12 protein-coding genes are annotated in these 14878 nt (G+C 59.1%); 3 read left to right on the top strand and 9 right to left on the bottom strand.

From position 1 onward, the window contains the following. The first annotated feature begins 51 nt into the window (after positions 1-51). Together ACWHXT_RS07265 and ACWHXT_RS07260 are read left to right on the top strand one after the other, a co-directional pair. The gene (locus ACWHXT_RS07265) at positions 52-450 is read left to right on the top strand and encodes a PA2779 family protein (protein WP_447957776.1); all 399 of its coding nucleotides are present in this window, start codon (positions 52-54) and stop codon (positions 448-450) included. An 8-nt stretch (positions 451-458) separates the two neighbouring features. Next, positions 459-1385 carry a PA2778 family cysteine peptidase gene (locus ACWHXT_RS07260; RefSeq protein WP_447957775.1) on the top strand — a complete coding sequence of 309 codons (927 nt, stop codon included), beginning with the start codon at positions 459-461 and terminating at the stop codon, positions 1383-1385. Between the two features lie 59 nt (positions 1386-1444). Here ACWHXT_RS07260 and sthA read toward each other — a convergent pair whose 3' ends face one another. From sthA to ACWHXT_RS07215, 9 genes are all read right to left on the bottom strand, one after another. Then, positions 1445-2836 (bottom strand): Si-specific NAD(P)(+) transhydrogenase, encoded by a 1392-nt coding sequence (sthA, locus tag ACWHXT_RS07255; RefSeq protein WP_447528535.1) that lies wholly within the window; start codon positions 2834-2836, stop codon positions 1445-1447. Between the two features lie 84 nt (positions 2837-2920). Then, positions 2921-3175 carry a (Na+)-NQR maturation NqrM gene (gene nqrM, locus ACWHXT_RS07250; RefSeq protein ID WP_447528534.1) on the bottom strand — a complete coding sequence of 85 codons (255 nt, stop codon included), beginning with the start codon at positions 3173-3175 and terminating at the stop codon, positions 2921-2923. 212 nt (positions 3176-3387) lie between these two features. After that, positions 3388-4620 carry an NADH:ubiquinone reductase (Na(+)-transporting) subunit F gene (gene nqrF, locus ACWHXT_RS07245; RefSeq protein ID WP_447928808.1) on the bottom strand — a complete coding sequence of 411 codons (1233 nt, stop codon included), beginning with the start codon at positions 4618-4620 and terminating at the stop codon, positions 3388-3390. Between the two features lie 65 nt (positions 4621-4685). Beyond that, positions 4686-5303 carry an NADH:ubiquinone reductase (Na(+)-transporting) subunit E gene (gene nqrE, locus ACWHXT_RS07240; RefSeq protein WP_447528532.1) on the bottom strand — a complete coding sequence of 206 codons (618 nt, stop codon included), beginning with the start codon at positions 5301-5303 and terminating at the stop codon, positions 4686-4688. A gap of 1 nt (position 5304) precedes the next feature. Next, on the bottom strand, positions 5305-5973 hold the full coding sequence (locus tag ACWHXT_RS07235) for an NADH:ubiquinone reductase (Na(+)-transporting) subunit D (RefSeq protein ID WP_447895806.1): 669 nt from the start codon (positions 5971-5973) through the stop codon (positions 5305-5307). Positions 5974-5975: 2 nt separating this feature from the next. Next, positions 5976-6797: a Na(+)-translocating NADH-quinone reductase subunit C gene (locus ACWHXT_RS07230; protein WP_447928807.1), complete on the bottom strand. Its 822-nt coding sequence runs from the start codon at positions 6795-6797 to the stop codon at positions 5976-5978. After that, positions 6797-8020 (bottom strand): NADH:ubiquinone reductase (Na(+)-transporting) subunit B, encoded by a 1224-nt coding sequence (locus ACWHXT_RS07225; protein ID WP_447928806.1) that lies wholly within the window; start codon positions 8018-8020, stop codon positions 6797-6799. The genes ACWHXT_RS07230 and ACWHXT_RS07225 overlap by 1 nt, the downstream gene beginning before the upstream one ends. 1 nt (position 8021) lies before the next feature. Next, entirely contained in the window at positions 8022-9371 is a 1350-nt protein-coding gene (locus tag ACWHXT_RS07220; protein ID WP_447928805.1) for a Na(+)-translocating NADH-quinone reductase subunit A, read from the bottom strand. A 293-nt stretch (positions 9372-9664) separates the two neighbouring features. Then, a complete protein-coding gene (locus tag ACWHXT_RS07215; protein WP_447928804.1) occupies positions 9665-11122 on the bottom strand; it encodes a glyceraldehyde-3-phosphate dehydrogenase in 1458 nt (485 codons plus the stop codon). 238 nt (positions 11123-11360) lie between these two features. On the opposite strand from ACWHXT_RS07215, the gene mfd reads away from it, so the two are divergent. Further along, positions 11361-14813 carry a transcription-repair coupling factor gene (gene mfd / locus ACWHXT_RS07210; protein ID WP_447957774.1) on the top strand — a complete coding sequence of 1151 codons (3453 nt, stop codon included), beginning with the start codon at positions 11361-11363 and terminating at the stop codon, positions 14811-14813. Positions 14814-14878: the final 65 nt, after the last annotated feature.

Below are 14878 nucleotides of genomic sequence, written 5' to 3'. Positions count from 1 at the left end.
CTCATTACCTACTTAAAAAGCGCTCTGCGCATTTGTCCAAGGATGAAGACGATGAAAACCCTGCGTGCCTCCCTTTCCGCTCTGTTGATTCTGGCGCTGGTCGTTACCAGCCTGCCGGTGATGGCGTCGAGCAACAGTGCCTCGACCGGTATGGTGTCGACTCAGTCGATGCTCGCCAGCGACCAGGCCGGTAGTGATCGTCAGCGTATCAACGACCTGCTGGCCCGCGCCGATGTTCAGCAAGCGCTTGTCGGCCAGGGCGTCGACCCGAGCGACGTTCAGGCACGCGTGGCCGCCCTGAGCGACAGCGAAGCCCAGCAAATGGCCGAGCGCCTGGACGAGCTGCCCGCCGGCGCCAGCGGCGTGGTCGGCACCCTCTTTGCCGTGTTCATCATCCTGCTGATTACCGATATTCTCGGCCTGACCGACGTCTATCCGTTTACTCGCTAATCGCACCGATGCGCCCTCTTCTTCACTACGCCCGCCTTGCGGGCGTTTTCATGCTCGCGCTTTGGCTTTGCGGCTGCGCGCGCAGCCCGGTTCTACTCGAAAGTACCTATCAAAGCATTGCCCCCCAGGCCGAGCTTGCAAGCGTCCCCTTCTTCGCGCAAAGCGAGTACCAGTGCGGCCCGGCGAGTCTTGCCATGGTGCTCGCGTACCAGGGCAAAGACGTCAGCCTGAAGAAGCTCATTCCCCAGGTGTACGTGCCGGGGCGAGAAGGCAGCCTGCAGCCGGAAATGCTGGCCACGGTTCGCCGCCATGAGCTGATCGCCTACCCGATCCGCCCCACCATGGACGCACTACTTGCCCACCTGGCGGCCGGCGAGCCGGTGGTGGTGATGCAAAACCTGTCACTGCCGATCTACCCGCTTTGGCACTACGCGGTGGCGATCGGCTATGACCTGCCCGAGCAGCGCTTGATTCTAAGAAGCGGTGAAATCGAGCGGCACACGATGGCGTTTAGCCGCTTCGATGCGACCTGGGCGCGCAGCGAGCGCTGGGGGTTCGTGGTCAAGGCGCCGGGGGAGCTTGCCGCCAACGTATCGGCGCGCGGCGCGGTAGAGGCCATTAGTGCTTACGAGGGGCTACACGGCCCGGTTGCCGCCCTCAGCAGTTGGCAGGCACTCGTCGAGCGCCACCCCGCCAATGCGCTGGGCCAGTTCGCCCTCGGTAATGCGCTCTTTGCCAATCAGGAGCCGGCCGCCGCACAGCGCGCTTTTGAGGCGGCGACGCAAAGCGACCCTAACCTGGGCGCGGCCTGGCTCAACCTGGGGTTGCTGCGTGCCAACCAGGGGGATTCAGAGGCCTCCCGCCAGGCGCTAAGCCGGGCCGCCGCCCTCGAAGGGCCCTGGCAAAGCCGTGCCGAGGCGCTATTGGGCGATTGATCGGCTGGCATTAAAAAAGGGCCCGTTGGGCCCTTTTTCGCTTGCATGGCAACCTGCGCCTAGAAAACGCGGTTCAAGCCATTTTGCGCCGCTACCCGGTAGGCCTCGGCCATTGTCGGGTAGTTGAACGTGGTGCTCACGAAATAGCGCAGCGTATTGGCCTCGCCCTCTTGCTGCATGATGGCCTGGCCGATATGCAGAATTTCCGACGCCTGGTCGCCAAAGCAGTGGATGCCGAGAATCTCCAGCGTATCCTGATGGAAAAGAATTTTTAGCATGCCCACCGTATCGCCGGTAATTTGCGCCCGAGCGGTATCCTTGAAAAACGCCTTGCCCACCTCGTAAGGCACTTTCGCCTCGGTCAGCTCGCGCTCGTTGGGGCCAAAAGAGCTGATCTCGGGAATCGTGTAGATGCCGGTCGGGATGTCGGTCACGAACCGGTAGTCCTTGTCCAGCAGCTCGTTACAGGAGTTCAGGCCCTGATCGTAAGCGGCGCTGGCCAGGCTCGGCCAACCGATGACGTCTCCCGCCGCGTAAATATGGGGAAGCTCGGTGCGGTAGTGGTCGTCCACGCTTAGCTGGCCACGGCCGTTAGCCTTCAGGCCGATATTCTCGAGCCCCAGGGTATCGGTATTGCCGGTGCGGCCGTTTGCCCACAAAAAGGCGTCGGCGCGAATCTTCTTGCCGGATTTCAAGTAGACGACCACGCCGGACTCATCGCCCTCTACCCGGTCGTACTCTTCGTTATGGCGAATCAACACGCCGTGCTTGCGCAGATGATAGGAGAGCGCGTCGCTGATCTCGTCATCGAGAAACGACAGTAGACTGTCGCGGCTATTGACCAAATCGACCTTGATGCCCAGCCCGGAGAAAATCGAGGCATACTCGCAGCCGATAACGCCGGCGCCAAATATCACCATCGTGCGCGGAGTGTGCGCCATGCTCAAAATCGTATCGGAGCAGTAGATACGCGGGTGACGGAAGTCGATATCGCCGGGGCGATAGGGGCGTGACCCGGTCGCAATGACGACTCTTTTAGCCACCAGCTCCTCGACGCCTTCCTGGCGGTCGCGGACCAGCAGCGTGTGCTCATCCTTGAAATGGGCGGTGCCGTGAAACAGGTCGATACGGTTACGCGCGTAAAAGGTCGTACGCATCTCGACCTGCTGGTCGATGGTATCGCGGGAGCGCTCCATGACCCGGGGATAGGAGAACATCCGGGGCTCGCCGATATCGCGAAACATGCGGTTGGTATTGAACGCCAGGATTTGCTTGACCTGGTGGCGCAGCGCCTTGGAGGGAATCGTACCCCAGTGGGTGCAGTTGCCGCCCACTTGGGGTTGCTTTTCGATGATAGCCACGCGCTGATCGTTCTTGGCCGCGTTGATGGCCGCGCTCTCGCCGGCCGGGCCCGTACCAATCACTACGACATCGTAATTATGAACCGCCATACCGTCTGCGTCTCCTCGATCCCATGATCGCGCGTACGAAACGTACGCGCGCTTACCTCACTTACACCGTCGCTGGCGTGGCGCTTAACGGCGGGTAGCGTTGTAGCCGAGATCCGCACCCCGGCTTTCATCGCTTACCCGGCGCGCGCCGCCCCGCTTGCGGTTCTCTTCTTCGCATACCTTGTCTTTACCACCGCAGATATCGCAGCCGTCTTTCATGCCGATCTGATTGAGCCCGCCGCAGGAACCGGCGATCGGCTTGCGCCCCATCAAGACACCTACCGCCATGGCGGTCATGATGAGCGCCATGAAACCCAAAACCAGTAACCAAATAGCCATATAAGCCTCCTCTGACGTTGTCTTTCTCGGGACAGCAATAGGCCCTGAAAGTGCCGTCATTCGGGTTAACACACCCGCTTTGATGGGTGTACTGCGTCATTATACCTTGGTCATTATACCCTGGAGCGGGCGATATAATCAGGCAGTACGGCCATGGGGTAAAACGAACGGGGCTAGCATCAAGCTAGCCCCGCTGAGCGTGGGATAAACCCTTAACCGCCGAAGTCATCCAGCATGATGTTTTCAGGCTCGACGCCCATATCCAACAACAGCTTGATAACGGAGGCGTTCATCATGGGCGGACCGCACATGTAGTACTCGCAATCCTCCGGCGCCGGGTGATCCTTCAAGTACTCTTCATAGAGCACGTTATGGATAAAGCCGGTCGCCCCTTCCCAGTTATCTTCCGGGAGCGGGTCGGAAAGCGCCAGGTGCCACTCGAAGTTCGGAAACTCTTCGGCCAGCTGATCGTAATCTTCGTTGTAGAACGTCTCGCGCCAGGAGCGCGCACCGTACCAGAACGAGATCTTACGATCGGTTTTCAAACGCTTGAGCTGATCGAAAATGTGGCTGCGCATCGGCGCCATGCCCGCACCACCGCCGACGAAGATCATCTCGGCATCGGTATCCTTGGCGAAGAATTCACCGAAGGGCCCCATTACGTCGACCTTGTCGCCCTCTTTCAAGCTGAAGACGTAGGTCGACATCAAGCCCGGCGGATGGTCGGACTTGGGCGGCGGCGTGGCGATACGGATGTTGAACTTGAGAAGCCCCTTCTCTTCCGGGTAGTTCGCCATGGAGTAAGCGCGAATTACTTCTTCGTTGTTCTTGTGGGAAACGTCGAACAAATTGAAGGTTTCCCAATCACCGCGGTACTCCTCTTCGATATCGAAGTCCGAGAACTTGATATCGTAGGGCGGTGCGACGAGCTGCACGTAGCCACCAGCGCGGAAGGCCACTTCTTCGCCTTCAGGAAGCTTGAGGTTGAGCTCCTTGATGAAGGTCGCGACGTTGGGGTTGGCGGTGACTTCGCACTCCCATTTCTTGACGCCGAATACCTCTTCAGGCACTTCGATCTTCATGTCCTGCTTGACGGGCACCTGGCAAGAAAGACGCCAGCCTTCCTTTTTCTCGCGCATGGTGAAGTGCGACTCTTCGGTCGGCAGAATCGAGCCGCCGCCCTCTTCTACGCGGCATTTACACTGCGCGCAGGAGCCGCCGCCACCACAGGCGGAGGAAAGGAAAATACCGTTGGCCGCCAGGGTGTTCAACAGCTTGCCGCCAGCCTGGGTGGTCAGGGTGTTCTCGGGGTCGTCATTGACTTCGATCGTCACGTCCCCGCTACTCACGAGCTTGCTGCGCGCTGCCAGAATGATCGCCGTCAAACTAATGACGATGACCGTGAACATGACAACACCGAGCAAGATGACAGATGTATCAACCATGTCGGTTTCCTATTGCTGAGGGTTTTCTACCTCGGCGACGAACCGCCGCCGAGAAAACCGGCCGATTAAAGCTGAATGCCCGAAAAGGACATAAAGCCCAGAGACATCAAGCCAACGGTGATGAACGTGATGCCAAGGCCCTGCAAGCCACCCGGTACGTCGCTGTACTTTAGCTTCTCGCGGATACCGGCCAGGGCGGCAATCGCCAGCGCCCAGCCCGTACCGGCACCAAAGCCATACACCACGGCTTCGCCAAAGTTGTAGTTACGCTCCACCATGAACAGTACGCCACCCAGGATCGCGCAGTTAACGGTAATCAGCGGCAGGAAAACGCCCAGCGCGTTGTAAAGCGACGGCACGTACTTATCGAGGAACATTTCCATGATCTGCACGAGTGCCGCAATAACGCCGATGTAAGAAAGCAGACCCAAAAACGATAGATCGATGTTTTCAGCCCCATCGATGCCCGTCCAGGTCAGCGCACCTTCCTGCAGCAGATAGGTGTACACCAGGTTGTTCACCGGCACCGTGACGGTGAGTACCACGATGACCGCGATACCCAAGCCGATGGCCGATGAAACCTTTTTGGACACCGCCAAAAACGTACACATGCCCAAAAAGAAGGCCAGCGCCATGTTCTCGACAAAGACCGAAGCAACGAAAAGGCTTAAATAGTGTTCCATGTTACACGGCCTCCTTCGGCTTGGTGTTTTCCTTCATCTTGAACTCGTTCTCTTCGACCTGCTCCGGGTTGAGCGAGCGCAGCACCCAGATCAAAAGGCCGATGATGAAGAACGCGGAAGGCGGCAGCAGCAGCAAGCCGTTGGTAATGTACCAGCCGCCATCCTGAACGGTCGGCAAAATGGTGTAACCGAACAAGCTGCCCGCGCCGAGAAGTTCGCGGAAGAAACCCACGACCAGCAGTACGAAACCGTAGCCCAAACCGTTACCGACACCGTCCAGAAACGACATGCCCGGCGAGTTGGACATGGCGAAGCCTTCGGCGCGGCCCATGACGATACAGTTGGTGATGATCAAGCCAACGAAAACCGACAGCTGCTTGGACATTTCGTAGGCGTAGGCTTTCAGAATCTGATCCACCACGATAACCAACGATGCGATGATGGTCATCTGCACGATGATACGAATCGCCGAGGGAATGTGGTTACGTATCAATGATACGAACAGATTCGAAAACGATGTTACGAAGATAACCGCTAGCGCCATGACCAGCGATACACCCATGCTGGTGGTTACCGCCAGCGCCGAACAGATCCCCAGAATTTGTAGCGCAATGGGGTTATTCTGGAATATGGGCGCGGTCAACACGCCCTTTGCATTTACATCCGCCATGATCAAGCCCCCTCAACGTCGTTGAAGTCGGTGTCGGTGTCTGCGGCGTCTTCCGGCTCGGTGTCACCCCGGAACTTGGCCAGGTACGGCCCAAAGCCTTCCTCGCTGAGCCAGAACTGGAGCATATTGGTAACGCCGTTACTGGTAAGCGTGGCACCGGAAAGTGCATCCACCTCGTACTCGCTGCTGGCGCCGCCCTTGGTCAGGTGAATCGCCGGTGAGAGGTCGCCCTCTTCATCGTAGATCTCTTTACCTTCCCACTGAGCCTGCCAGCGCGGGTTGTTCACTTCGCCACCCAGCCCAGGCGTTTCGCTGTGCTCGTAGTAGGTGATACTGACAATGGTATTGCCGTCACCTTCTACCGCCAGAAAGCCGCGCATACGGCCCCAAAGACCCTGTCCGCGAATCGGCAGAACGATCTGTTCCGGGTCTTCCGGGTCGCCTACCAGGTAGACGGTCGAGTAGTTCTCGACACGGGACAGACCCGCGATGTCGCGATCGCCAGACAGCGTACGACCGGTCGCCGGGTCCCGCGCCGCTTCGAAGCCATCGTACTCGTCCGCATCGAACTCATCGGTATAGTCGCCGGTTTCAAGCTCGACGACGCGACCGGTGATCTGCTCGCTGAACGCCTGCTCGACATCCATGCCGGGCTCATAGAGCCTGGCCACGTTCAGAATATTGGTCTTGCGGTCGAGCTCCTGGTTGAGCTGCTGCGCAGGGCGCAGCGCCACGGCCGCGGTAGAGACAATCACCGAGCAAACGATACATAGCGAGAACGCTACGATCAGAATTTTCTTGATGGAGTTGTTACCTTGTGCCATTAGGCAGTCTCCTCGGCCGGTGCGCCGATACGCTTGGTACGGCGTTTGATATTGGCCTGGACGAAGAAGTAGTCAATCAAGGGCGCAAACAGGTTCGCAAACAGTATCGCCAGCATGATGCCTTCCGGGAAAGCCGGGTTCACCACGCGGATCAATACGGTCATCACACCGATCAATGCACCAAAGACCAGACGCCCCTGGTTGGTCATCGACGCGGATACCGGGTCGGTGGCCATGAACACCATACCGAAGGCAAAGCCGCCGATCACCAGGTGCCAGTACCAGGGCATCGCAAACATCGGGTTGGTCTCGGAGCCGATCAGATTGAACAGCGCACTGGTCGCCACCATACCCAGGAAGACCCCGAGCATGATCCGCCAGGAAGCGATACGCGTCCAAAGCAGCACCGCCGCGCCCACCAGTATAGCAAGCGTCGACACTTCACCCACCGAGCCTGGCACGAAACCGAAGAAAGCATCCGTCCAGCTAAAGGTGTTGGCGAGTGTATCCATGCCGTCCTGGAAAGCGACGGACAGCGCCGTTGCGCCGGTGTAGCCATCCGCGGCCACCCAGACGGCGTCGCCGGAGATTTGCGCCGGGTAGGCAAAGTACAAAAACGCCCGGCCGGTCAGCGCCGGATTCAGGAAGTTCTTGCCGGTACCCCCGAAGATCTCTTTACCGATCACTACACCGAAGGTAATGCCCAATGCCACCTGCCAAAGCGGAATGGTCGCCGGCAGGATCAGCGCATAGAGCACCGAGGTTACGAAGAAGCCTTCATTGACCTCGTGGCCCCGCTTGATGGCGAACAGCACTTCCCAGAACCCGCCCACGGCGAAGGTGACCAGGTAGATCGGCAGGAAGTACACCGCGCCGAGCGCGAAGTTGGACCACAGGCTACCGGGGTCGTGACCCGCTGACATCAGCAAAAACAGCGTTTCACGCCAGCCTTCGAGGGCCGCGTAGCCCGAATCGACCGCCACGTTGGTCTGCCAGCCGGCGTTCCACATGCCAAAGAACATCGCCGGGAAGGTGCAAAGCCATACGGTGATCATCATCCGCTTGAGATCGATACCGTCGCGAATGTGGGCAGTGGTTTTGGCAACGCTGGGGGGCGAGTAAAAGATCGTGTCGACCGCCTCGTAGAGCGGGTAGAACTTCTCGTATTTGCCGCCCTTGTGGAAGTGCGGCTCGAGCGTGTCGAGCGTTTGTCGAATACCCATATCAGGCCTCTTTCTCGATCATGGTGAGATTGTCACGCAGGATGGGGCCGTACTCGTACTTGCCAGGACAAGCGTAGGTGCAAAGCGCTAGATCTTCTTCATCCAGCTCCAGGCACCCCAGGTCCATGGCAGACTCGATATCTCCCACGATCAGCGAACGCAGTAGCTGCGTCGGCATCACATCCAGCGGCATAACCCGCTCATAGTTGCCCACCGGCACCATCGCCCGCTCGGAGCCATTAGTGGAGGTGGTCGGCGCAAAGTTATTCAATCCCTTGAACCCGGAAAGGTAGATACCCATGACCGAATGGCGGTTTTTCCCCGGCGAGAGCCAGCCCAGGAAGGTGCGCTTGTTACCCTCTTCCAACAGGCTGACCTGGTTGTGAAAGCGGCCAAGATAGGTCAGTTTGCCTTCGGCGGAAAAGCCTGAAAACACCGAACCGGAAATGACGCGGGTGCCGTGCGGCTCGATCACTTCGCCCTCGAAGAGCTCGTCGGTGCTGGCGCCAATGCGGGTACGCAGCAGGCGCGGCTTCTCGGCCCGCGGGCCGCCGAGTGCGACGATACGCGTGACGTCGAGCTTGCCTTCCACGAATAGCTTGCCGAAAGCGATCACGTCCTGATAGCCGATATGCCACACGCTTTTATGCAGGGCGACCGGCGAAAGGTAGTGAATATGCGTGCCGACCAGCCCCGCCGGGTGCGGCCCCTTGAAGCTTTCGCTCTTGACGCCGCTGACATCCCCACCGGGGATAGAGGCATTTTCACCCGTGCACAGAAAAACGTTGCCCTCGGTCAGGCGGGTTAGCACCTTGAGGCCGTCTTCGAATGCCTGGGAATTTTCGTTGATGATCTGAGCAGGGTCAGCGCTGAGCGGATGGGTATCCACGGCGGTGACGAAGATATCGGAAGGCGTGCTATCCAGCGCCGGTGTGCGCGAGAAGGGCCGGGTCCGCAGCGCGGTCCAAAGGCCGGTCTCCACCAACTGGTCGACGACCATCTGACGGTCAAGCGTTGCCAATGCGTCGCGCTCGTGAGAGGCAAACGCCATGGCTTCTTCATTCTCATCGACTTTAATGACGACGGAAAGTAAACGTCGTTTTTCGCCACGGTTAATAGCGACTACCTCACCGCCGGCCGGCGCTGTAAAACGCACGCCTTCCGTTTTCTTGTCGGTGAAAAGTAGCTGGCCCAGTTTGACCTTGTCCCCTTCCTGAACTTCCATGGTTGGCTTCATGCCAACGTAGTCAGTCCCCAGAATTGCCACATGGCGCACAGGCCGCGCATCGTCGATACGCGCCTCAGGCGCTCCCGTGATGGGAAGATCCAGGCCTTTTTTGACTTCGATCATAGTCTCGCCCAGTTGATGGATCGGATATACGAAGGTAGGGGTTCGAATGCTTATTTTCTGCTGGATGAATTGTTATTTGCTCTGCAGATTGTTACCAGTCAGGCCCAAGCACGCTTGAACCACCCCGAAAAATCTACCGTATTATAAAGATAAGCGCGGCCAATGACCACAACCCCGACCGTCTCCTAAAGTGCTATATACATATACTTTTCGCTTTATTTAACGACATAAAAAAACGCCACCTTGCGGTGGCGTTGGCTGAACGAGGCGTCGAGTGCCCGCGAAACGCGCCTTCAGGCGCTTGGCAGCTTCAAAAACGCAACGTTAGACATGTGCTGCAAAATGCGAATCACCTGGCAGCTGTAGCCGAACTCGTTGTCGTACCACAGGTAGACCACCGCGTGGTGACCATTGGCAATCGTTGCCTTGGCATCGACGATGCCCGCATGGCGGTTGCCGACGAAATCCGAGGAGACCACTTCCGGCGAATCCACGAAGTCGATCTGTTTTTGGTAGCGGGAATCGATCGACATGCGGCGCAGGTAGTCATTGAGCGCGGCGACGTCGGTCTCTTTTTCCAGCGTCAGATTCAAGATCGCCATCGAGACGTTGGGGGTCGGCACGCGAATGGCGTTGCCGGTCAGCTTGCCGTCGAGCTCCGGCAGCGCCTTGGTCACCGCCTTTGCCGCGCCGGTTTCCGTCAGCACCATATTGAGCGCCGCACTTCGCCCGCGCCGGTCGCCCTTATGGTAGTTGTCGATCAGGTTTTGATCGTTGGTGTAGGCGTGCACGGTTTCGACGTGGCCGGTCTTGACGCCATACTCGTCGTTAAGTGCCTTGAGTACAGGGACGATCGCGTTGGTGGTACACGACGCCGCCGAGACGATACGATCGTTTTCACCGATTGCCTCGTGATTGATGCCATAAACGATATTTTTGATATCGCCTTTGCCCGGCGCGGTCAAAAGCGCCTTCGCCGCCCCCTTGCACTCGAGATGCTGGCCAAGGCCGGCTTCGTCGCGCCAGATACCGGTGTTATCCACTACCACGGCGTTATGGATGCCGTAGTGGGTGTAGTCGACCTCACTGGGCGAGTCGGCGTAGATGACCTGCACCACGTTGCCGTTGACCGTGAGCGTGCGCGCCTCGGTGTCGATGGAGATCGAGCCATCGAAGGGGCCATGAACCGAGTCGCGGCGTAGAAGGCTTGCGCGTTTCTCCAGGTCCTTGGCGATATCGCCACGCCCGCGCACCACGATAGCGCGTAGCCGCAACAGATTGCCGCCACCGGCTTTTTCCACCAGCACGCGGGCCAGCAGGCGGCCGATACGCCCAAAACCGTAAAGCACCACGTCCTTGGGCTCACCGGTGCTTGCGCCCGGCTCATAGCCGTCGATGATCTCGCCAAGCTCGCGTTTTAGAAAACCGTCGAGATCATCGCCGCCCTGATGTTTGAAGGCGACCGCGAGTTTGCCGATATCCACGTGCGCCGGGGCCAGGTTCAACGTGGCCATCGCTTTCACGATCGGAAAGGTGTCCCGGACCGAAAGCTCGGTGCCTTCGATTTTGCGCACGAAACGGTGATCTTTCAGAATGCGGATGACCGAGCGTTTGATCAGCGAGCGCCCGAACATGGTGGCCACCACGTTGTTCTGACGATAAAGCACACCGACCAGCGGAATCATCTGCTCGGCAAGCGCTTCGTCGCCTTGCCACTGTTGAAAAACGTTCTCGAGCGTTGACTGACTCACGTGCGGCCCCTTTGCATGGTTTTACTTGATGGATGGAAAACATGGTGCGAGGTAATCTGCGCGTATTATCCGGGGGTTACGATAAGGCCGCAATCAAAGGATAGTCGCACGCCGTGTAGGGGTATTACACAAATGCCCATTTGACTACACGCGCAAAACAGGGTTGGGCACAGCTCTCTAACTGGTGCGGCGGATGGTGTATGATTGCTCCTTTGTTCAAGCGCAAGATACTCTGACTATGCCCTCTTTTTCTCTGCTCGACCCACCCAGCCCCCAAGGGGCACGCGACACGCTCTATCTGACGGCGCCGCCGGGCAGTGCGACGGCGCTTGCGCTTGCCCAAATAGCCAATGCGGCCCCCTTACTGGTGGTGACCCCCAGTACGGCCAGCGCCCAGCGCCTGGAACAGGACCTGGCGTTTTATAGCCAGGTGCCGGTACTGCCTTTTCCCGACTGGGAAACGCTGCCCTACGACAGCTTCTCGCCGCACCAGGATATCGTCTCCGCCCGTTTGCGCACGCTCAAGTTACTCCAGGACGGCGTCAAGGGCATCGTGCTGGTACCGATCAATACGCTCATGCAGCGCCTGCCGCCGGTGGATTACATCGCCGGACGCGTCATGACCCTCGAGGCCGGCACGACGCTTGAGCGCGAAAGCTTTCGCGAATCGCTCTCCCGTGCCGGTTACCGGGCGGTCGAAACGGTGTACGAACCCGGCGAATACGCCATGCGCGGTGCGCTGATCGACCTGTTTGCCATGGGCATGGATGAGCCGATTCGTATCGACCTGTTCGACGACGAGATCGACACCCTGCGCCACTTCGATCCGGCCAATCAGCGCTCCACCGACAAAGTCGACAAAATCGAGCTGCTGCCCGCTCACGAATATTCGCTAAGCCGCAGCGCCATCGCCTGCTTTCGCGAGCAGTTCGAAACGCTGTTCGACGTCGACCCGCGCCAGTGCGCGCTTTATAACGATGCGCTCAAGGCGATCCCCTCGCCGGGGCTCGAGCAGTATTTGCCGCTGTTTTTCGACGAGACGGCCTCGCTTTTCGAACACGTCACCCCCGACACACGGGTCGCACTACTGCCTGGTGTGTTCGAGGCCGCCGAGCAACATTGGCGCTCGATCGAGTCGCGCTTTGAAAACCTGGGGGTCGACCCGACTCGGCCACTATTGCCGCCCCACCGCGCCTTCATCCCGGTCAACGAGATATTCTCGGCGATCAAAGAGCGCCCGCGCCTGGAACTGGTTAGCGAAGAAGACGCCAACCGCCATGCGCACACCCCCAAGGCGCACGAGCTGCCTACGCTTGCCGTCAACGCCCGGGCGAAAGAGCCATTCGCCAGCCTGCTGGAGTTTCTCGAGCAGCACCCGGACACCCGCGTACTGTTCGTGGCAGAGTCCCGCGGACGCCGCGAGGCGCTCGAGGAATTGCTGGCACCGCTTCATTTGAAACTGCCCCACGTAGAGAGCTTCAGCGCCTTTTTGCAGGGCGGCGAGCGCGCGGCGATTACCGAAAGTCAGGTCGGTAGCGGCCTTTGGCTGACCGAGCCCAACGTGGCGGTGATCAGCGAAACCGAACTCTTCGGCGACGTGGTACGTCAAAGCCGCCGCCAGGAGAAAGCCACCGACGACAACGAGCTGGCGGTGCGCCATCTCTCCGAGCTCAAGGAAGGCGCGCCGGTGGTCCACCAGGCCCACGGTGTAGGCCGCTACCTGGGGCTCGAGGCGCTGGAAGCCGGCGGCCAGGCCAACGAGTTTTTAGCACTCGAATATGACGGCGGGGCCAAGCTCTACGTGCCGGTGGATAGCCTGCACCTCATTTCGCGCTATAACGGCGCCGACGACGAGCACGCGCCACTTCACAAGCTCGGCTCGGACCAGTGGGAGAAAGCGCGGCGCAAGGCCGCCGAGAAAATTCGCGATACCGCCGCCGAGCTTCTGGATATCTACGCTCGCCGCGAAGCCCAGCAGGGCACGGTGTACGAAACGCCGGACGAAGAATATAGCCGCTTTGCGGCCAGCTTCCCTTTCGAGGAAACACCGGATCAGAAAAACGCCATCGAAGCGGTGATCGGCGACATGATTTCGCCACAGCCGATGGACCGCGTCGTGTGCGGCGATGTCGGCTTTGGCAAGACCGAAGTCGCGATGCGCGCGGCGTTTTTGGCGGTGCAGTCCGGCCGCCAGGTCGTGGTGCTGGTGCCCACCACCCTGCTCGCCCGCCAGCACTTCGAGAACTTTCGCGACCGCTTCGCCGACACCGCGGTCAATATCAGCCTGATTTCGCGCTTTACCGGCGGCAAGGAGATGACCAAAACCCTCGAAAGCATCAAGGAGGGGCAATCGGATATCGTCATCGGCACGCACAAGCTGCTCTCCAAGAGCGTCGAGCTACCCAAAATGGGCCTTCTGATCATCGACGAGGAGCACCGCTTCGGCGTGGCGCAAAAGGAGAAGCTCAAAACCCTGCGCGCCGAGATCGACATTTTGACGCTTACCGCCACGCCGATTCCCCGCACACTCAATATGGCGATGAGCGGCATTCGCGATCTTTCGATCATCGCCACGCCCCCGGCCCGGCGGCTATCGGTCAAGACCTTCGTTCAACAGCGCAACGAAAGCCTGATCAAGGAAGCCCTCCTGCGCGAGATTCTGCGCGGCGGCCAGGTTTACGTTTTGCACAACGAAGTCAAAACCATCGAAAATACCGCCGAGCAAATCCGCGAGCTCGTCCCCGAGGCCCGCGTAGGCGTGGCCCACGGCCAACTGCCGGAAAGAAGCCTCGAGCGGGTCATGTCGGATTTTTACCACCGGCGCTTCAACGTACTGGTCTGCTCGACGATCATCGAAACCGGGATCGACGTGCCCAGCGCCAACACGATTTTGATCGAGCGGGCGGATAAGTTCGGCCTGGCCCAGCTGCACCAGTTGCGCGGGCGCGTGGGGCGTAGCCACCACCAGGCCTACGCATACTTACTGACCCCGCCGCCCAAGGCAATGACCCGCGATGCGGTCAAACGCCTGGAAGCCATCAGCGCCTCGGACGATTTGGGCGCCGGCTTCACGCTTGCCAGCCACGACATGGAAATCCGCGGGGCCGGCGAGCTTTTGGGCGACGAACAAAGCGGGCAGATGGAGACGATCGGCTATTCGCTCTATATGGAAATGCTCGACCGGGCGGTGAAGGCCATTCGGGCCGGTAAAACGCCTAATATCGATGCGCCGTTCAATAGCGGGCTCGAAATCAGCCTGAACCTACCCGCTTTGATCCCCAACGACTATATTCATGATGTACAGCAGCGCCTGGTGATGTATAAGCGCATTGCCAATACGCAAAGTGACAGCGAGCTCAAGGAACTTCAGGTAGAACTCATCGACCGCTTTGGCCTGCTGCCGGATGCGCTCAAAAACCTGATACGCCAAACCCAATTGCGCCACCGAGCCGAGCCCCTGGGGATCGCGCGTATCGAAGCCGGTGAAAGCCGCGGACGCGTACTCTTTACCAACGACACCCAGGTCGACCCGCTGACGCTGGTAAAACTGATTCAGACCTCGCCGGAACGCTACCGTTTGGACGGATCGGACACGTTAAGGTTTGAATTCGAAATGGAAAAAACCGAGCAGCGTTTTGAAGCCGTTGAAAACCTGCTGGGGCTTCTCAATCAAAAAGTAGCGGCGGCGTAACGCTTGGGGCAAACTAGACCTAAGCCGTATATACCAACGGATTGGTTCGCATCGAAACCCGACCT

It is taken from the genome of Vreelandella halophytica, assembly GCF_968193635.1.
The sequence above is the reverse complement of the archived record's forward strand: the minus strand, read 5'-3'. Positions and strand labels throughout refer to the sequence as shown.

Bases quoted from the DNA above. Each gene is read 5' to 3' on its own strand.
- nqrM (WP_447528534.1), bottom strand. From the start codon at position 3,175: ATGGCTATTTGGTTACTGGTTTTGGGTTTCATGGCGCTCATCATGACC.
- nqrE (WP_447528532.1), bottom strand. From the start codon at position 5,303: ATGGAACACTATTTAAGCCTTTTCGTTGCTTCGGTCTTTGTCGAGAAC.
- ACWHXT_RS07225 (WP_447928806.1), bottom strand. From the start codon at position 8,020: ATGGGTATTCGACAAACGCTCGACACGCTCGAGCCGCACTTCCACAAG.
- nqrF (WP_447928808.1), bottom strand. From the start codon at position 4,620: ATGGTTGATACATCTGTCATCTTGCTCGGTGTTGTCATGTTCACGGTC.
- ACWHXT_RS07265 (WP_447957776.1), top strand. From the start codon at position 52: ATGAAAACCCTGCGTGCCTCCCTTTCCGCTCTGTTGATTCTGGCGCTG.
- ACWHXT_RS07260 (WP_447957775.1), top strand. From the start codon at position 459: ATGCGCCCTCTTCTTCACTACGCCCGCCTTGCGGGCGTTTTCATGCTC.
- ACWHXT_RS07220 (WP_447928805.1), bottom strand. From the start codon at position 9,371: ATGATCGAAGTCAAAAAAGGCCTGGATCTTCCCATCACGGGAGCGCCT.
- ACWHXT_RS07235 (WP_447895806.1), bottom strand. From the start codon at position 5,973: ATGGCGGATGTAAATGCAAAGGGCGTGTTGACCGCGCCCATATTCCAG.
- sthA (WP_447528535.1), bottom strand. From the start codon at position 2,836: ATGGCGGTTCATAATTACGATGTCGTAGTGATTGGTACGGGCCCGGCC.
- mfd (WP_447957774.1), top strand. From the start codon at position 11,361: ATGCCCTCTTTTTCTCTGCTCGACCCACCCAGCCCCCAAGGGGCACGC.
- ACWHXT_RS07230 (WP_447928807.1), bottom strand. From the start codon at position 6,797: ATGGCACAAGGTAACAACTCCATCAAGAAAATTCTGATCGTAGCGTTC.